The organism is Streptococcus downei MFe28 (genome assembly GCF_900459175.1).
GTDB lineage: Bacteria > Bacillota > Bacilli > Lactobacillales > Streptococcaceae > Streptococcus > Streptococcus downei.
On sequence record NZ_UHFA01000002.1, the window covers coordinates 1,855,673 to 1,871,119 of the forward strand.

Genomic DNA, 15,447 nt, shown 5'->3' on the forward strand with positions numbered 1-15,447 from the left:
ATCGTCAGGCTGGCGGTGACAAAAATATCGGAGAAGCCCGAGGGCTTCCCTTGCTGATTTGCCCCTATTATAGCAAAATATTCAGAAGATTTAAACAGAAGGGAAGGGGGCTAATAAGATAAAGGCCGAGATTAACTCTCGACCTCTTTTATATTTAAAACTGACCAATCAAATTGATCTGAGCACTAGATAAAATTTTATCAGAAACTGCATCCAATAGCTGATTCAGATAAAATCCTTCTTGAAGATTGACTGGTTCTGAAAGTGCATAAACAGTAAGTGTGTATCTATGATCTTTGTCAGGTGGTGTTGGACCTACGAATAAAGTTGCGATTTCTGAAAAATCTTCTCCCAAAAGTGGACTAGAGAAACTGTTTTTTCCTTGAACAAATTCAGCACCTGTATTACGACTTAAATCTTCAGGAACCGAATAACTGCTTCCACTCACAGATAAATTAGCACCTAACCAATGAATCCACGGAAATGAACAAACTGGAATGGCATCATAATCAACCAGTGAAAAGGCTAAATATTTGGTTCCTCTAGGCAAATTTTCTACCTCAAAGGGGAATGACCGTACGGGATTTCCCATCAAAATATCTTTCTCATCAGCCTTTTTGCCATAAGAATGCGGTAATACATTGTTCTTAAATTTCGTTCTAATTTGCATATGATTGTCTCCTTTTAATCATAAATACGCTATAATTTACCTATCCCCATCATATCTCAATATAAACCTCAAAACCATTTGAAAAAACTTTATAAACCATTAGGAAAAACTTCTGTTAGATTGGAATTATTATGAATTTAGACTGGTATTATACTTTTCTTATTCTTGCTAAACATTTGAACTACCGAAAAGCAAGTGAGGAGCTTTTTTTAACTGAGCCGACCCTACACCAGCAAATCAAAAAACTTGAAAAACACATACAAGTTAAATTATTTGAAACCATTGGTAGACGGTTAACTCTAACAACCACCGGAAAAGAGTTTATACCTATTGCTGAACGACTTATAAAAACCTATGAAGATGGAATAAAAACAATTCAATTAAAAGATAGGAATCTATCCAAGCAACTCGATATCGCTGTCTCCCCTTATATCTCGACATACCTCTTACCAAAATTTTTACCAGCATTTCTTCAGAAGCACCCAGATATAAAAATAACTATTTCAGTAGTAGCACGAAATATGACTTTAGCTCTTGAAAACAACCAATTTGATATTGGTATTGATAGAGAGGTGCCATTCACAAAGAATCTCTATACTGAAAAAATCTGCGAAGGTAAAATTGCTCTATTTTTACCAAAGTCTGATACAGGTCTCGAAGAAATAGAATTATTTCAAAAATATCAGGTGCTATCTGATAATCACCCTCATTACTGGGATTCTCTAAAGGAGGAGATTAAATCTTTAGTCCCAGAGACTGAATTTTTAGCTATTAAAGATATACCAATAACGGAAAAGTTGATTGAAATGGAGCAAGGTATCTCTTATCTTCCACTCTACCTGAAAAATGACTTTCAATCTGACATTGCTTATCAACTCCCTCAAGCAGTAACCACTCCTGTCTCCTTTACTTACTTAATGCACCGAAAAGAGAACAAGGAAATAGCTATTTTTAAACAAGAATTTATCGACTTTATCAATCTGGAACAAAGTAAAATATAGAAAACTAATCATTTTTTAATTAATACTCATTTAAATTCAAAAATAGCAGTTATTACAAAGAATATCCACTGTTCTAATCTCAGTTTATATAAACAGAATGGACAAATTGGGATACTTTCGCCGTTGTGGTATTATTCGTAACAGTTGCGCTGTTGAGAATAACGGAAATTTTGAGACCCTAGGCTCAAAATTTAGCAATGAAACTCCGGAGGAGGTTGCTTGCGTCCGCACAACCTAAGAAAATATCCCAAATGCTAATTTTGTTTTTCAAAGAGTATAAGGTGGCTAGTTTTTGAAAAAATTGATGATATAAAAAACGAGAAGCAATTTAGCTCCTCGTTTTTAATTATATTTTACTTTGTATCTTACGACACGAAGAAAGAAGAACCGATAATGTTCCTCTTTTGGAGTTAGTGGTCGCTATAGGTGAGCCGCCTCTAGCGGTCACCGTAGTTAAACCGACATTGAAAATGTCGAGTTTAACTTTAGCTACTAGTAATTGAACACGCCTACAACTCTTTGGAAAAAGAGAAAACTTGTCTCGAAGTCCGATACTTCTTCGCCAATTTTCCTATTTTCCTTTGGGATGCTTAACGGTTTTGCGACACGAAGATAAAACAGCTGTTAATACTGTTTTATCGGAGTTAGTCAGGGACATAGAAAACTTCAAATAGAAGTTTTCGTAGTCACTCTAAAAAGAAATCAAATCATAGAGTGACTGTCGTCAATCATTTGTTACTTCTTAAGAAACTAGATGACTGTGCACCATTGTAGCTTACGACACGAAGAAAGAGGAGCCGATATTGCTCCTCTTTTGTGTATTAAGCTGGGATACGGCTAATCCACAATAGTGATTAGCATAGTTTAACAAGGCTGTAGTCTCAGCTAAACTTTATTCGCTAGTAATTGAACACGCCTACATCCCTTTGGAAAAAGAGAAAACTTGTCTCGAAGTTCAGTACTTCTTCGCCAATTTTCCTATTTTCCTTTGGGATGCTTAACGGCTTAGTATCTTACGGTAATTGAACACGCCTACAACTCTTTGAATTTAGATGAAATCACCTAGGTGCAAGCACCTTCGTTGATTTCCCTAAAATTCTTTGAGTTGCTTAACGGCTTAGTATCTTATGGTTTAATCCGGTGCAGCATCCGTGGGAAGGGGATGGCTTCGCGGATGTGTTTGGTGCCGGCGACAAAGGTGACCATCCGTTCGATACCAATTCCGAAGCCACCATGAGGGACGGAACCGTACTTACGCAAGTCTAGATAGAATTCGTATTCTGACTTGTCCATTTCAAGGGCATCCATCTTGGCAACTAAGGCATCGTAGTCATCTTCCCGCATGGAGCCACCGATGATTTCGCCGTAGCCTTCTGGTGCCAAGAGGTCGGCACAGAGAACTCGGTCAGGATTGCCAGGAACTGGCTTCATGTAGAAGGCCTTGAAGCTGGCTGGGTAGTTGACCACGAAGGTTGGCACTCCAAAGTAGTTGGAAATCCAAGTTTCATGAGGGGATCCAAAGTCGTCCCCATGTTCCAGGTGGTCGTAGTCCGTATCGGGATCATTTTCGTGCGCTTGCAAAAGGTCGATAGCCTCATCATAGGAAACTCGTTTGAAGGGCTTTTCAATGTAGCTCTTGAGCAAGTCCACATCGCGCTCCAAGATTTCTAGGGCGTGGGGAGCCTTGTCCAAAACACCTTGAATGAGGGCCTTAACATAGGCTTCTTGCAAATCCATTGACTGGTCATGGTTGAGGAAGGAATACTCCGCATCCATCATCCAGAACTCGGTCAGGTGACGGCGGGTCTTGGATTTTTCTGCCCGGAAAACAGGGCCGAAGTCAAAGACCCGACCTAGAGCCATGGCACCGGCTTCAAGGTAAAGCTGGCCAGATTGGCTGAGATAGGCTGGTGTCCCGAAGTAGTCGGTTTCAAAAAGTTCCGTTGAGTCTTCTGCTGCATTTCCCGACAGGATAGGGCTATCAAACTTGATGAATCCATTCTTATCAAAGAAATCGTAGGTCGCATAGATGATGGCATTGCGGATTTGCATGATGGCCATTTGCTTGCGAGAGCGTAGCCAGAGGTGACGGTTATCCATGAGGAAGTCGGTTCCGTGCTCCTTAGGAGTAATGGGATAGTCATGGGACTGGCCGATTACTTCAACATCGATCACATCCATTTCATAACCAAACTTGGAGCGGTCATCTTCTTTAATGGTACCAGTCACTAGGACAGAGGTTTCCTGGCTCAGGTGCTTGATTTGGTTGAATTTTTCCAGTCCTTCTTCCTCGCCGTACTTTTCAATAAAATTAGGCTTGAAGGCCACGCCCTGGAAAAAGGCCGTGCCATCGCGCAATTGGAGGAAGGCTAATTTTCCTTTACCTGACTTATTAGCCACCCAGGCACCGATGGTAACTTCTTGACCAAGGTGGTCTTTAACATCAATAATTGATACGAGCTCTTTTGACATGAATTTTCTCTTTCTTTTATTTCTTATTTATGGTCTGGATTTTTGTCCTCAAGGGTTATCTTTGTGCTGACACCGTTTTGACAATCGATACTAATGAGATAGCTTTCAGTGGTCGGGTGCTTTGAATCTTTCCCATCACCAAATTGGCTGTCCAGCTGAAACTGATAGTGACCATCTTGGTTGACACTTCCCTCAACATAAGCCAGTCCAGAAGCATCATCTTGCTTTTCATAATCTGGGTCAAACCAAGTCACATCCTCAGACTTTATTTTGCTTAGCTGCAGGTTTTTAGATACTTGACTGATTTCCCAACTGTAGCCTGTAGAGCCATTTTGAATGAGATTAATCTTGAAATGATTATCCTTTTTTTTGAATCTGCAGGTCATCACGGTCATAGGCCAGATTACTAGCCTTTCGTCTCACCCTATCCAGCTCTCGCTTCGCCTTTCTAACTTCATCCTGAGAATCAGAACTAGAAGATGATTGGCTGGTTTTAAGCTGATGCAATTCTATCCGACTGCTAATACTGACATAGGCTAATCCTAGAACTAGAATGAGGAGAAATACTAGCAGAAAGTGATGCTTGTTACGATTTTTTGTCATAATTCCAATTAATACTCTTCGAAAATCAAAATTTTCCGTCGTTAACTCACCTTGCCGTACTTACTGAGGAAAGCGAAGCTTTCCCTATTTCCAACCTCAAAAGGTCTCCCAGACCTTTTGAGCTGTCTTCAGTTCGTGCGATGCGGAGCAAAGTTGGTCGATTTCACCAACTTTGTGAGGTTAGTAAGGGAGCTAGACAATCGCTATGGAGATTGCCGTTTGACATCAGTCACTTTAGTGACTTGATGTCATTGCTCCTTGCCTCGGCCAATTTCGATTTTCATTGAGTAGAGACCCAGACCCAAAAGTTAGTGCTTAAAAATCTTAGCCAGCCTAGGCCTCCATAAAGGCTTTGAGGCGTCTAACGGCTTCCTTGAGGGTATCCAAATCGGTGGCATAGCTGAGGCGAACATTCTCAGGTGCTCCGAATCCGGCACCAGTCACCAGAGCCACGCCCGTCTCTTCCAAGATAGCGGTGGTGAAGGCGGTGACATCGGTGTAGCCCTTGATTTTCATCGCTTCCTTGACATTTGGGAAGAGGTAGAAGGCTCCCAGGGGCTTAACTGTAGTAAAACCAGGAATCTCATTGAGCAAGGGATAGATGGTATTGAGCCTTTCTTCAAAGGCCTGGCGCATGCTTTCAACCGTCGTCTGGTCTCCTGTGAAGGCTTCAATAGCCGCATACTGGGAGGCCGTTGTCAGATTGGAGGTCGTCTGACCAATAATCTTCGCCATGGCGCCAATAATTTCAGGATTGCCGACCGCAAAGCCGACCCGCCAACCGGTCATGGCATAGGATTTGGCAACACCATTGACCACGATGGTCTGTTGCCTGATGGCCTCAGATAGGGTCGAAATCGGGGTGAACTTAGCCCCGTTGTAAACCAGACGACCATAGATGTCATCGGCTAGGATTAGGATGTCATGCTGAACAGCCCAATCTCCGATGGCCCGCAATTCATCTGCCTCATAAATCATACCTGTTGGATTGGAAGGACTATTGAGGAGAAGGACCTTGGTCTTGTCGGTTCTGGCAGCTTCAAGCTGATCTACGGTCACCTTGAAATGATTTTCCTCCTTGGCTGGGACAAAAACAGGCTGACCTTGGGCTACCTTGACCTGGTCTGCATAGGAAACCCAATAAGGGGTCGGAATGATAACCTCATCTCCCGGATTAAGAACCGCCATAAAGAAGGCATAGAGGACAAACTTGGCTCCTGTACCTGCTACCACTTGATTGGCCTCAACCGAATAGCCATAGAAATTTTCCATGTAGCTATTGATGGCCGCCTTGAGTTCAGGTAGACCAGAAGCTACCGTATAGAAAGAAGCCTGTCCACTCTGGATGGCCTTAATGGCAGCCTCTTGGATATTCTTGGGTGTGACAAAATCAGGCTGACCTAGCGTGAGGCTGAGCACATCTCGGCCCTGGGCCTTGAGCTCCTTGGCTCTAGCTCCTGCTGCTAGGGTGACACTTTCTGCCATTTCTAAAACACGATTGGATAAATAAGTCATAAGCCCTCCCTTTGAATCAAATCACCGGATTTAAAGTCGATGAGGTAGTAAAGACCATTGGAACGGACCTCCCAAATGGGAACTCCCTTGGCCATGCCGAAGGTTGTCTTTTGGATGGTCTTAGCTCCCTTGGACCTAGCAATTTTCTGAGCATCCTTGGCGCTAATACCCTGGCTAGCCTGATAGACATAGACCTGACCAGCGTGGGCCTTATTAATGGTAACCATGATCTTTTGGCCAGATTTATCCTTGCCAAAGACCGTGTAGAAGACCTCCCTGCCATTGTACTGTTCAACCCTAGTTATGCTACTGAAGTCCGCGTATTCCTTAGCCGTCTGAATGGCCTGACTTTGGGCTTGCTTGTGGGGTCTGATGGCTCCAATTAAAAAGACCGTTGTCAAGGCAATGATAAGCATTACCAGCCCTAAAATACTGAAAAAATACCGCCAAAAATGTCTTTTTTTAGGCTCTTGCATACTACCAACCTTCTCAACTGTTAATCCTTTTTATTATATCAAATATTTTTGAAAAAATGAGCCAATTCTGGCAATATTCCGCTAAATTTTCCCTCTGCCAAGGGGAATTCTTGAGCCAGGGACTGGTAAATCAGAGAGCCATAATGCTTGGTCAAAATTCGCTTGTCCAAAATGATGACAGCTGACCTTTGTTGCTCCCAGCGTTTGCTACGACCGATAGCCTGTTTGAGCCTCAAGATGGTCACCGGCAAACTATAGTCATAAAAGGGGTGCTTGCCCTGCTCCCTAAGTTGACGATTAATCTTCTTGATAAAAGGGTCCTCAGGATTATCAAAGGGCAGGCGGGTAATCACCTCAATCAGGCTGTCCTGATTGGCAAAATCTACTCCCTCCCAGAAAGAGCCGGTACCCAAGAGTATTCCCGCTTCTCCCTTGTCAAAGCGTCGCTTGACATTGGCTGCGGAACCATTCTTGTGCTGGCAGAGATGGGATAGACCTGCTTGTTCCAACTTTTCAGAAACATCAAACATGGGCTTTTTGGCATTAAACAGAACCAAAATAGGTTGCTTGAGCTGGGATAGGTCCAACATTCTCCTAGCAATCTTCTGCGCATAGGTCTGGGCTGATAGGTCAGGAATATTGGGCATGGAACTATCCAGCCAGATTTTCTGACCCCTAATCGGCTCCTGAGTCAAATTGAGATAGTCATAGGCCTCAAAGCCCAGCAAGTCTGGCAGGCTAAGACGCTCACTAATATCTAGACTGGCCGAAATAAAGTAGGTTTTTGCCGTCTCAGGTAAGAATTTTTGGAAATTCATAAAATCTAGGCGGGCACTATTTAACTTGGTCACACGGTGTTCCGCCGACCAATCTTGACTGAGCCAAAAATCAGAAAAGACAGGAGCAAAGGCTTCCTTGAGCTCCTGAAAATCATGGCCATCTAGCTCTGCTAAGTCTTGGCGAATCTGGTTGACCGCAGTTTTTTGTAGACTGACCTGATGATTTTTATAATAGTTTTGGCTGACTTGGGACAATTCAAATTGCAGGCTCTCCATTATCCGCCCTTGTAAGTGGCTGGCAGGATTTTCCAGATGACTATGAAGCTCCTTCATAACCCTAGTGAGATTGACCTGACGTCTGGAAAACTGCTCCAAATTCAAGAAAAGCTTCTGGGCCTCATCAACCACTAAGACCTGATTCCTGATGAAGTCCTTATCATCCTCGACCCGAGTCAAAAAGTAGGCGTGGTTGGTAATAATGACTCGCGAGTGCTTGGTCCGCTCAAAGGAGCGGTTCCAAAAGTCATAATTCCAAAAAGGTGAGTGCTGGCTGAGGTCACCATCATGGCGAATCTGGTCAAAATAGGCCTCAAAGCGTTGCTTTTGCTTGATTTCATCCAAGTCACCCGTCTTTGTCTGGGTCAGCCAGACCAGCAGTTGCATTTTATAACGATTAACCAGACGGTTGCTGTCTTCCTTTGCTAGACTAGCCACAAAGGCATCCAGTTTGATATAGTTGGACGGACCTTTGAGACTGTGCAAATTAATCTGAAAAACTTGGGCTAGGCGCTGGCCTTCCTGCTCCATAATCTGATCTTGGAGCACCTTGGTTGGGACAGTCACAATAATCTTTTGGTCCTTGACCTTAGTCAGGAGCGTTAGGAGATAGGCATAGGTCTTACCTAGGCCAGTCTGGGCCTGAATGAAAAGGGGATTGGGCTGGTCATAGTATTGGGCTAATTTGTCAGCGAAGGCTTCCTGCTGAGGTCTTTCTTCTAAATCTAGAAGGGCCAGATTGGTCGCAAAGTCTTTTGAGAGGTGGCGCTCCTTTAAAAGAGGAGGCTCTCGTCTTAAAAGGAGATTATGGACTTCCACAAAATCCTTAGGGACCATGGTCGGCATGCCTTGATAGACTTCTTCAATAAGAAGACGGGATTCATAGATGAGATGGTCCGCAAAATCCAAAATCCGTTCAACCGTCAAGCGAGGGAGACTTGCAATTTTTTCCTGAATACTGATGAGTAACTGAGCGGTCGCGTAAGCATCTGCTATGGCCGTGTGAGCATGGGTCAGGTCCAAGTCCAAGTACTTGGCCAAATCCGACAAGCGATAGCGCTCCAGCGTGGGGAAAAAGACTTGAGAAAGCTCAACTGTGTCCACCCTTGGCGTTCTTAGCTCATAGCCTTCCAAAAACAGTTGTTCTGCTAGAAGATTAGCATCAAATTTCACATTGTGGGCAACAAAGATACAGTCCTGAATCAGTTGGAAGATGTCTCCGGCTACCTGGGAAAAGTCAGGTGCCTGGGCCAGTTGCTGGTCGGTAATACCGGTTAAGTCAATAATATGCTGGGTCAAGGCCTCATGAGGATTGACATCGGTCTGGTAGGTCTGGACGATTTGACCCTGCTCAACAATGACAATCCCAACCTGAATAATCTGAGCCGTCGTAGAGGCACTGGTGGCTTCTAAATCAACGACGGCATATTTTCGTCCTTGTTTCTTGTCCGTCATAATGCTTCTATTATAGCATGAATGTCCTAATCTTGGGCTGGCTGATTGAGGTCGAAGGGCCATACTACTACGAAATGGACTGGCTGATTGATCTGGAAGAGCCAGCCAACTACAGAAATGGGCTAGTTGATTGAGCTGGGTAGATGTCAACTGTTTTCATGTTGTGAGACTTTTTCGGGAATTATTTCGCTCCAACTTGGGCTGGGAGTCCTACTTCAATCTTCCCCAAAACAAGCGTGACCAAACTCAGCCAATCTCACTCAAGGAGCTCTGGCCAGAAAATCCATTAACTAGCTCCTCTCCTCTTAGCCTTGTTCTAGAAGTCCGTTTGGACCAACTTGCTTTTTTGGCGTGGTCAGCTGACTATCCTAGATTTTCCAATCTCTAATCTTGTTTAGTTTAGACTTCTTCTATGCTATAATAAGAGCAAATAGTTAATCGAGGTAAATCATGAGACGAACCAAGCTCAACAATTATTATTTAGAAATGGAAGAGCACTATCTGCATGTCCCCTACTATGATGAGGAAAGGCGAATTCGGGTGCTCCTGCCCAAGGACTATGCCAAGGAAGACTGGGCCAGCTACCCTGTTCTCTATATGCACGATGGTCAAAATATTTTCTATAGCAAGGAATCCTTCTCTGGCTACTCCTGGAAGATTATCCCGACCATCAAGAAGCATAAGGAATTGCCTAAGTTGATTATCGTCGGCATTGACAATGCTGAAGGCAACCGCCTCAATGAATATGCTCCTTGGATGACCGATGTCGGCACCACACCTGAAACCGCTAGTGTTGGTGGCGATGGCATGGCCTATGGCGAATGGGTAATCAATACGGTCAAGCCCTTCATTGACAAAACCTACCGCACCAAGCCTGACCGCGAGCATACCCTGCTGGCAGGCTCATCCATGGGAGGCATTATTACTGCCTATATGGGGGCTGCCTACCCAGAAACTTTTGGGGGTCTAGGGGTCTTCTCTCTAGCCTCTTGGTTTAGTGAACGAGATTTCCTACGTTACTGCGACAGCCATCCCCTAGATAAAAGTACTAAGGTTTATATTCAAGTGGGAACTAAGGAGGGAGACGAGGTTGATGAAGCCTTTGCTCCTAATATGAACCAGGCTTATATTGACTGTAGCCTCCACTACTACCAATCACTTCTGAGAACTGGTAGCCCGATGGAAAATCTTGACCTACGCGTCATGGCCAACGAAATCCACCACGAGAAATACTGGGCAGACCACTTTTTAGAATTTTTGAAATTTACCCTGAAAGAATGACATAAAAAGACTTGGGCTACATTTGAGCTCAAGTCTTTTTGCTTCTTTATAAATACCAAGCGGGATTTTTATGCCAGTCTAGTTTATGCCTAGGCAAGGACTAACCGGCTGACGGCCTGCAAGATTCCTGCCCTGGCTGGGTTCTCGGTCAAATCCGGCCGTCTTCTTCTAATTTTCCTAGGAAATAAGGCATTTGTTGGCGCCACCATGGCCAGTCATGGGCAACATCATTGCCCCAGTAATCGAACCAACCTGGGATACCCTTGGAAGAAAAAGCATCTTCCAAACGCATGGTGTCAGAAATATGCGGAGCTTCCCAGTCCCCTTGGCCGACAGAGACGATATAGGCATTCTGCCGATAGCGCTCCAAGAACCAAGGGTCATCCTGATTCCAGAGGTAATCCAGAGGTGAGTTGTAGTATACCGCAGGATCCCCATTGTATTCCCCCGTAAAGAAGCGAACATCATAAACACCTGACTGAGCAACCGCAATATCAAAGAGGTCTGGGTGGCGTAGGGCAAAATTGATGGCATGGAAGGCCCCCATTGAACAACCTGTGGCCATCATAGGCCCCTGCCAGTCTGACTCATAGCGAATCAAAGGCACTAGTTCATTGACGATATAGCGGTCGTAAGCCTCATGGGCTAGAGCCATATCATGAGGAGATTTTCCTTCACAGAGCCAGGACTCATTATCAAGCGAATCTGGTGTATAAAATTTGACCAGACCACGGTCAATAAATTCCTGACAGGCCTCAATCATCCCGAAGTCCCCATATTCATTTTGGCTCCCCCCAGAGGAAGGAAAGACAATGATGGGTTTTCCAGCATGGCCATAAACATTAAAATACATCTCACGGCCGAGCTCCCCCGACCATTGACTTCTGTTTTCAAAATGCATAAAATTCCCCAGCAGGATTAAAGGCTCCTGCTATTCCTTTCTAATTGCGACGTTTCTCTTGGGCATAGCCGACTAATTCTCTAAGCTCATCCATCGTTTGGGTTCTAGCTAAGATACCAACTTCTCCCATGATTTGAGCGAAGACACCTGGAACAGACTGGATCAAAATAATCTTATCACCAAAATGGGCTTGAATATCTTCTAAGCTATGAGCATAATTACGATTGGCCTTACGAGAGATATAAACCACATTATAACGATGCTGAACATCAGCGGTAAATTGATTGTCCCGTACAATCTTGGCATACTGGTCAAAGATATCAAAATCATCTGCATAGTCCCACATATCAATGGTCAATCCACCTGGCGGACGGCAGTTGATTTCAAGGGCCATGAGATCTTTGGTTTTCTTGACACGGAAGAATTCAAAGTGGAAGAAACGTTCTTTTACGTTGAATGCCTTGACACACTGCTTTCCTAGTTCAATCAACTCCGGTGAAAATTTCCTCGGAATATAGTAGAACATATCATTATCATGATCTAAGGTATCCAGAACAGCCTCAGAGTATTCTAAGCCAGAGTAAAAGACGATGTTACCATCATGGTCAGTTAAACCATCAAAGGTGATAATATCACCATCAATAAATTCTTCCATGACATACTCAACATTAGGCGTCTGATGGCCTAAGAAATCCTCCAGTTCAGCTTGCGACTTAATCTTATAGGTGTCAGAAGCTCCTACTCCTGAATTGGGCTTGATAATAACCGGAAAGCCCAGTTCCTTAGCCAAGTTGCGTGCCTCATCATCACTGTGAAAAACCTCTCCGCGGGCAACCTTAATACCAGTTTGGCGGAAAATTTCCTTCATTTGCCGTTTGGTCTTAATGGACAGCATATCGTCATTTTTATAACCAAAAACATTAAAGTCTGTCCGCAAACGGGCGTCTAACTCCAGCCAATATTCATTGTGGGACTCGATGCGGTCAATACGACCATACTTATGGGCAAAGTAGGCTACTGCTCGGTAGACTTGATCGTAATCCTCCATATTGTCCACACGGTAATATTCGGTTAAAGCAGTTTTCAAGCTGTCACTCAGTTCCTCATAGGGAGTATCCGCAATTCCCAACGTATTAAAACCATTGGCCCTTAGGCGGTGGGCAAAGGGTTCAAAGTTCGTTGGGAAATGGGGGGAAATCATTACAAAATTTAAGGGTCTTGTCATTTGAGCCTCCTCCATTATCGTTATCTTTATTCTACCATCTTTCAAGCTGTTTTGACAGACTTTTCTGAAAATTCTCTTGGTAAAGAAAGTCCCAGCCTAAGACATTTACCAGCTGCTGCGTTATAATAAAGACAAATCCATTCAATCGAGGTCCCTATGAAAATTTATACCATTAAAAATCAAGTTGCTCTTGAAAACACCTATATTTTGGAAAATGAGCACGCGCTTCTAGTTATTGATCCTGGCAGCAATGGTCAAGAAATTCTGACTAAGCTAACTGACTTGGCTAAGCCTGTCGCCGCAGTGCTTTTGACCCATGCTCACTATGACCATATCATAAGTCTGGATGCTGTTCGCGACCACTTCCAAGAACCGCCTGTTTATATTTCTGAGCAAGAGGCTAGTTGGCTAGGCAGTCCTGTCGACAACCTGTCAGGCCTCCCCCGCCATGATGATATGGCAGATGTCACAGCTAGACCTGCTGATCACTTCTACCGCTACCGCCAGAACTATGAATTGGCTGGCTTTAATTTCTCAGTTGTCCCGACACCCGGACACTCCTGGGGCAGCGTCTCCCTAATTTTCAGGACTGATGAGATTGTCTTTTCGGGCGATGCCCTCTTCTGCGAGACCATTGGTCGAACTGATCTTCCGACTGGCAATGGCCAGCAGCTCCTGGACTCCATTCGCAGAGAACTTTTTACGCTACCTAACCACTACCAAGTTTATCCCGGCCACGGTTTTGATACCACTATTGGTCATGAGAAAACTTTCAATCCATTTTTTAGAAGTTAGATAAAAGTTACTGCAATGGATGATGGTTTCTCTAGAATTTCTTTACCAAATTTCATGTTTGATTTAGCTATAACCAAAAACGAATGGTTCTTATCTCCTATTATTTGGGCGTTAGAATCATTCGTTTTCTTATCAATAATTTTTAGTTTTGGAACATTAGGGTTTTCTTTTTTGAATATAGTCAATTAAATCCAAGGTTAAATCATAGCGTAGAAAAGGCGTAATCAGATAGATTCCATTAAAATACTCTAAAGCGCAGTCGATTAATTTCTTGCTTTCTGCCAAAGCAATTGCCTGACAGGCTTCTTTGTCATCTTTAACAGTTTCTAGCTTTTCCAGAAAGGCTTCTGACAAATGAATTCCCGGTACTTCATTATGGAGAAAAACAGCATTGTTATAGGATGTTATAGGCATAATGCCGATGAAAAAAGGCTGTTCATAAGTTTTTGTTAAACTTCCCAGTTGATGGATAATTTCTTCACTAAAAATAGGTTGTGTAATAAAATAATCTGCTCCTGCTTTAATTTTACGTTCAATAAGGCGATTGCTTTTTTCGAGCTGACGAACATTGGGATTAAAAGCTGCCGCCGTTGTAAAATGGGTTGCCCTTTTCAAACTGGCTCCACTATAGCCTTTTCCGTGATTTAATTGTTTAATTAGGGATAGTAATTTAAAACTGGTAGCATCATAAACACTAGTAGCTCCGGGAAAATCACCAATTTTTGTGGGATCTCCTGTAATAGCCAGAAGTTGATTGAACCCCAACACATCCATTCCCAACAAGCGTGACTGCAAACCTATCATGTTATGATCGCGACAAGCGATATGGAGTAAAAATGGCGTTGCTATTTCATTTTTTAGTAGGGAAGCAAGACTAAGATTACAAATGCGTGTTTTGGCTAAAGAATTGTCTGCTAAAGTAATAGCAGCAATATTCTTTTTATCTAAGGCTTTAATCCCTTCAATAAATTTTTCAATGGCCAAGGTTTTTGGTGGGTCAATCTCAGCAATAATCGTAACTTCCTTTTTAGCCTTATCTGCCAAAGTTTCTTTTTTAGCAATTTCATCAATGAGTTCTTCTTCAGTAATCAATGGGGTAATAGTCTTACGTTCAACTGGCTTTAAATTTTTGATGCCGCGTTTAATGGCTCTTATATGATCTGGGGTCGTTCCGCAGCAGCCGCCAATTAAACGGACCCCTTCTTCCACAAAAAGCTGAGCGCAGTATTCAAAATAATCTGCATTCTGACTAAAACGGTACTGGCCTTTTTCATCGTCACCAGCAAATGATAAAAGGCTGGCATTAGGATAAGCAGACAGATAACTTTGTGCAAAAAGCGGAACCTGTTTGAAGGATTGAATCATGTGGTAAGGTCCTAAGTGGCAGTTTAATCCAACAATATCAGCACCCAGCATGACCAAATGGCTGAGGGCTTCCACTAGGGGGCGACCATCTTCTGTGATGCCTGCTTCATGGAGTGCCATATTGGTTATCAAGGGTAAATCCGTCAATGGCCTTATCGCTTTTATGACAGCCTCTAATTCTTCTCTATCATAGTAAGTTTCAAACAGTAAACCATCCAGCTGCTCAGTTTCTAATAGTGCCTGTGCCTGCTCAACAGTCTCTTTGACAATATCTTCCAAGCTAAGATCGCACTGTCTTAGCCCTCGCGAAGCTCCTATCGTCCCTAGAACAAAAACATTTCTTCCTGCAGCCTGACGAGCGATCTCAGCTGCTTTTTGATTGATTTGCTTAACATCATTGTCATAGCCAAAACTTTTAAGGCGGTGGCGTTTGGCATCATAAGTATTAGTCTGAATGATATCAGCACCAGCATCAATATAAGCCTTATGAATGGCTAAAATACGTTCTGGGTGACTAATATTATAGTAGGCATGGCAAGATTCCAGCCCTTCCGCATAAAGAAGGGTGCCCATAGCACCATCTGCCACTAAGATATCAGTTTTTAATTTATCTAGTAATTTAGACATGAATGA

The 15,447-nt window shown here is 43.3% G+C and carries 13 protein-coding genes; 3 read left to right on the forward strand and 10 right to left on the reverse strand.

The features are described 5' to 3' along the window. Nucleotides 1-154 precede the first annotated feature (154 nt). Nucleotides 155-670 carry a YbhB/YbcL family Raf kinase inhibitor-like protein gene (locus DYE66_RS08915; RefSeq protein ID WP_002997462.1) on the reverse strand — a complete coding sequence of 172 codons (516 nt, stop codon included), beginning with the start codon at nucleotides 668-670 and terminating at the stop codon, nucleotides 155-157. Nucleotides 671-801: 131 nt separating this feature from the next. Between DYE66_RS08915 and DYE66_RS08920 the strand changes: the two genes are divergently transcribed. Next, complete coding sequence (locus DYE66_RS08920) at nucleotides 802-1,671, forward strand: LysR family transcriptional regulator (RefSeq protein WP_115325129.1); 870 nt, start codon at nucleotides 802-804, stop codon at nucleotides 1,669-1,671. A gap of 1,125 nt (nucleotides 1,672-2,796) precedes the next feature. Here the strand turns inward: DYE66_RS08920 and asnS are convergent. The 6 genes from asnS to DYE66_RS08950 all read right to left on the reverse strand — a co-directional run bounded on the left by asnS (nucleotide 2,797) and on the right by DYE66_RS08950 (nucleotide 9,247). Further along, complete coding sequence (asnS, locus tag DYE66_RS08925; RefSeq protein WP_002996922.1) at nucleotides 2,797-4,143, reverse strand: asparagine--tRNA ligase; 1,347 nt, start codon at nucleotides 4,141-4,143, stop codon at nucleotides 2,797-2,799. A gap of 23 nt (nucleotides 4,144-4,166) precedes the next feature. Further along, nucleotides 4,167-4,538 (reverse strand): hypothetical protein, encoded by a 372-nt coding sequence (locus DYE66_RS08930; protein WP_244914170.1) that lies wholly within the window; start codon nucleotides 4,536-4,538, stop codon nucleotides 4,167-4,169. Beyond that, nucleotides 4,501-4,746 carry a hypothetical protein gene (locus DYE66_RS08935; protein WP_019783658.1) on the reverse strand — a complete coding sequence of 82 codons (246 nt, stop codon included), beginning with the start codon at nucleotides 4,744-4,746 and terminating at the stop codon, nucleotides 4,501-4,503. The genes DYE66_RS08930 and DYE66_RS08935 overlap by 38 nt, the downstream gene beginning before the upstream one ends. 333 nt (nucleotides 4,747-5,079) lie before the next feature. Continuing rightward, the gene (locus DYE66_RS08940; protein ID WP_002997076.1) at nucleotides 5,080-6,261 is read right to left on the reverse strand and encodes a pyridoxal phosphate-dependent aminotransferase; all 1,182 of its coding nucleotides are present in this window, start codon (nucleotides 6,259-6,261) and stop codon (nucleotides 5,080-5,082) included. Then, nucleotides 6,258-6,737 carry a cell wall elongation regulator TseB-like domain-containing protein gene (locus tag DYE66_RS08945; RefSeq protein WP_002996632.1) on the reverse strand — a complete coding sequence of 160 codons (480 nt, stop codon included), beginning with the start codon at nucleotides 6,735-6,737 and terminating at the stop codon, nucleotides 6,258-6,260. The genes DYE66_RS08940 and DYE66_RS08945 overlap by 4 nt, the downstream gene beginning before the upstream one ends. A gap of 38 nt (nucleotides 6,738-6,775) precedes the next feature. Continuing rightward, nucleotides 6,776-9,247, reverse strand: coding sequence for a bifunctional DnaQ family exonuclease/ATP-dependent helicase (locus tag DYE66_RS08950; RefSeq protein ID WP_002996845.1), 2,472 nt, complete (start codon nucleotides 9,245-9,247; stop codon nucleotides 6,776-6,778). 450 nt (nucleotides 9,248-9,697) lie between these two features. On the opposite strand from DYE66_RS08950, the gene DYE66_RS08960 reads away from it, so the two are divergent. Further along, a complete protein-coding gene (locus DYE66_RS08960; RefSeq protein ID WP_002997245.1) occupies nucleotides 9,698-10,528 on the forward strand; it encodes an alpha/beta hydrolase in 831 nt (276 codons plus the stop codon). 148 nt (nucleotides 10,529-10,676) lie between these two features. Here the strand turns inward: DYE66_RS08960 and DYE66_RS08965 are convergent, their stop codons facing one another. Together DYE66_RS08965 and DYE66_RS08970 are read right to left on the reverse strand one after the other, a co-directional pair. Beyond that, complete coding sequence (locus DYE66_RS08965; protein WP_002997396.1) at nucleotides 10,677-11,429, reverse strand: esterase family protein; 753 nt, start codon at nucleotides 11,427-11,429, stop codon at nucleotides 10,677-10,679. A gap of 40 nt (nucleotides 11,430-11,469) precedes the next feature. After that, nucleotides 11,470-12,654, reverse strand: coding sequence for an ATP-grasp domain-containing protein (locus DYE66_RS08970; RefSeq protein WP_002997107.1), 1,185 nt, complete (start codon nucleotides 12,652-12,654; stop codon nucleotides 11,470-11,472). Nucleotides 12,655-12,810: 156 nt separating this feature from the next. On the opposite strand from DYE66_RS08970, the gene DYE66_RS08975 reads away from it, so the two are divergent. After that, nucleotides 12,811-13,449 (forward strand): MBL fold metallo-hydrolase, encoded by a 639-nt coding sequence (locus DYE66_RS08975; protein ID WP_002997344.1) that lies wholly within the window; start codon nucleotides 12,811-12,813, stop codon nucleotides 13,447-13,449. Nucleotides 13,450-13,605: 156 nt separating this feature from the next. Here DYE66_RS08975 and DYE66_RS08980 read toward each other — a convergent pair whose 3' ends face one another. Beyond that, complete coding sequence (locus DYE66_RS08980) at nucleotides 13,606-15,441, reverse strand: bifunctional homocysteine S-methyltransferase/methylenetetrahydrofolate reductase (protein ID WP_002997040.1); 1,836 nt, start codon at nucleotides 15,439-15,441, stop codon at nucleotides 13,606-13,608. Nucleotides 15,442-15,447 lie beyond the last annotated feature (6 nt).

Bases quoted from the DNA above. Each gene is read 5' to 3' on its own strand.
- DYE66_RS08915 (WP_002997462.1), bottom strand. From the start codon at position 670: ATGCAAATTAGAACGAAATTTAAGAACAATGTATTACCGCATTCTTAT.
- DYE66_RS08920 (WP_115325129.1), top strand. From the start codon at position 802: ATGAATTTAGACTGGTATTATACTTTTCTTATTCTTGCTAAACATTTG.
- asnS (WP_002996922.1), bottom strand. From the start codon at position 4,143: ATGTCAAAAGAGCTCGTATCAATTATTGATGTTAAAGACCACCTTGGT.
- DYE66_RS08930 (WP_244914170.1), bottom strand. From the start codon at position 4,538: ATGACCGTGATGACCTGCAGATTCAAAAAAAAGGATAATCATTTCAAG.
- DYE66_RS08935 (WP_019783658.1), bottom strand. From the start codon at position 4,746: ATGACAAAAAATCGTAACAAGCATCACTTTCTGCTAGTATTTCTCCTC.
- DYE66_RS08940 (WP_002997076.1), bottom strand. From the start codon at position 6,261: ATGACTTATTTATCCAATCGTGTTTTAGAAATGGCAGAAAGTGTCACC.
- DYE66_RS08945 (WP_002996632.1), bottom strand. From the start codon at position 6,737: ATGCAAGAGCCTAAAAAAAGACATTTTTGGCGGTATTTTTTCAGTATT.
- DYE66_RS08950 (WP_002996845.1), bottom strand. From the start codon at position 9,247: ATGACGGACAAGAAACAAGGACGAAAATATGCCGTCGTTGATTTAGAA.
- DYE66_RS08960 (WP_002997245.1), top strand. From the start codon at position 9,698: ATGAGACGAACCAAGCTCAACAATTATTATTTAGAAATGGAAGAGCAC.
- DYE66_RS08965 (WP_002997396.1), bottom strand. From the start codon at position 11,429: ATGCATTTTGAAAACAGAAGTCAATGGTCGGGGGAGCTCGGCCGTGAG.
- DYE66_RS08970 (WP_002997107.1), bottom strand. From the start codon at position 12,654: ATGACAAGACCCTTAAATTTTGTAATGATTTCCCCCCATTTCCCAACG.
- DYE66_RS08975 (WP_002997344.1), top strand. From the start codon at position 12,811: ATGAAAATTTATACCATTAAAAATCAAGTTGCTCTTGAAAACACCTAT.
- DYE66_RS08980 (WP_002997040.1), bottom strand. From the start codon at position 15,441: ATGTCTAAATTACTAGATAAATTAAAAACTGATATCTTAGTGGCAGAT.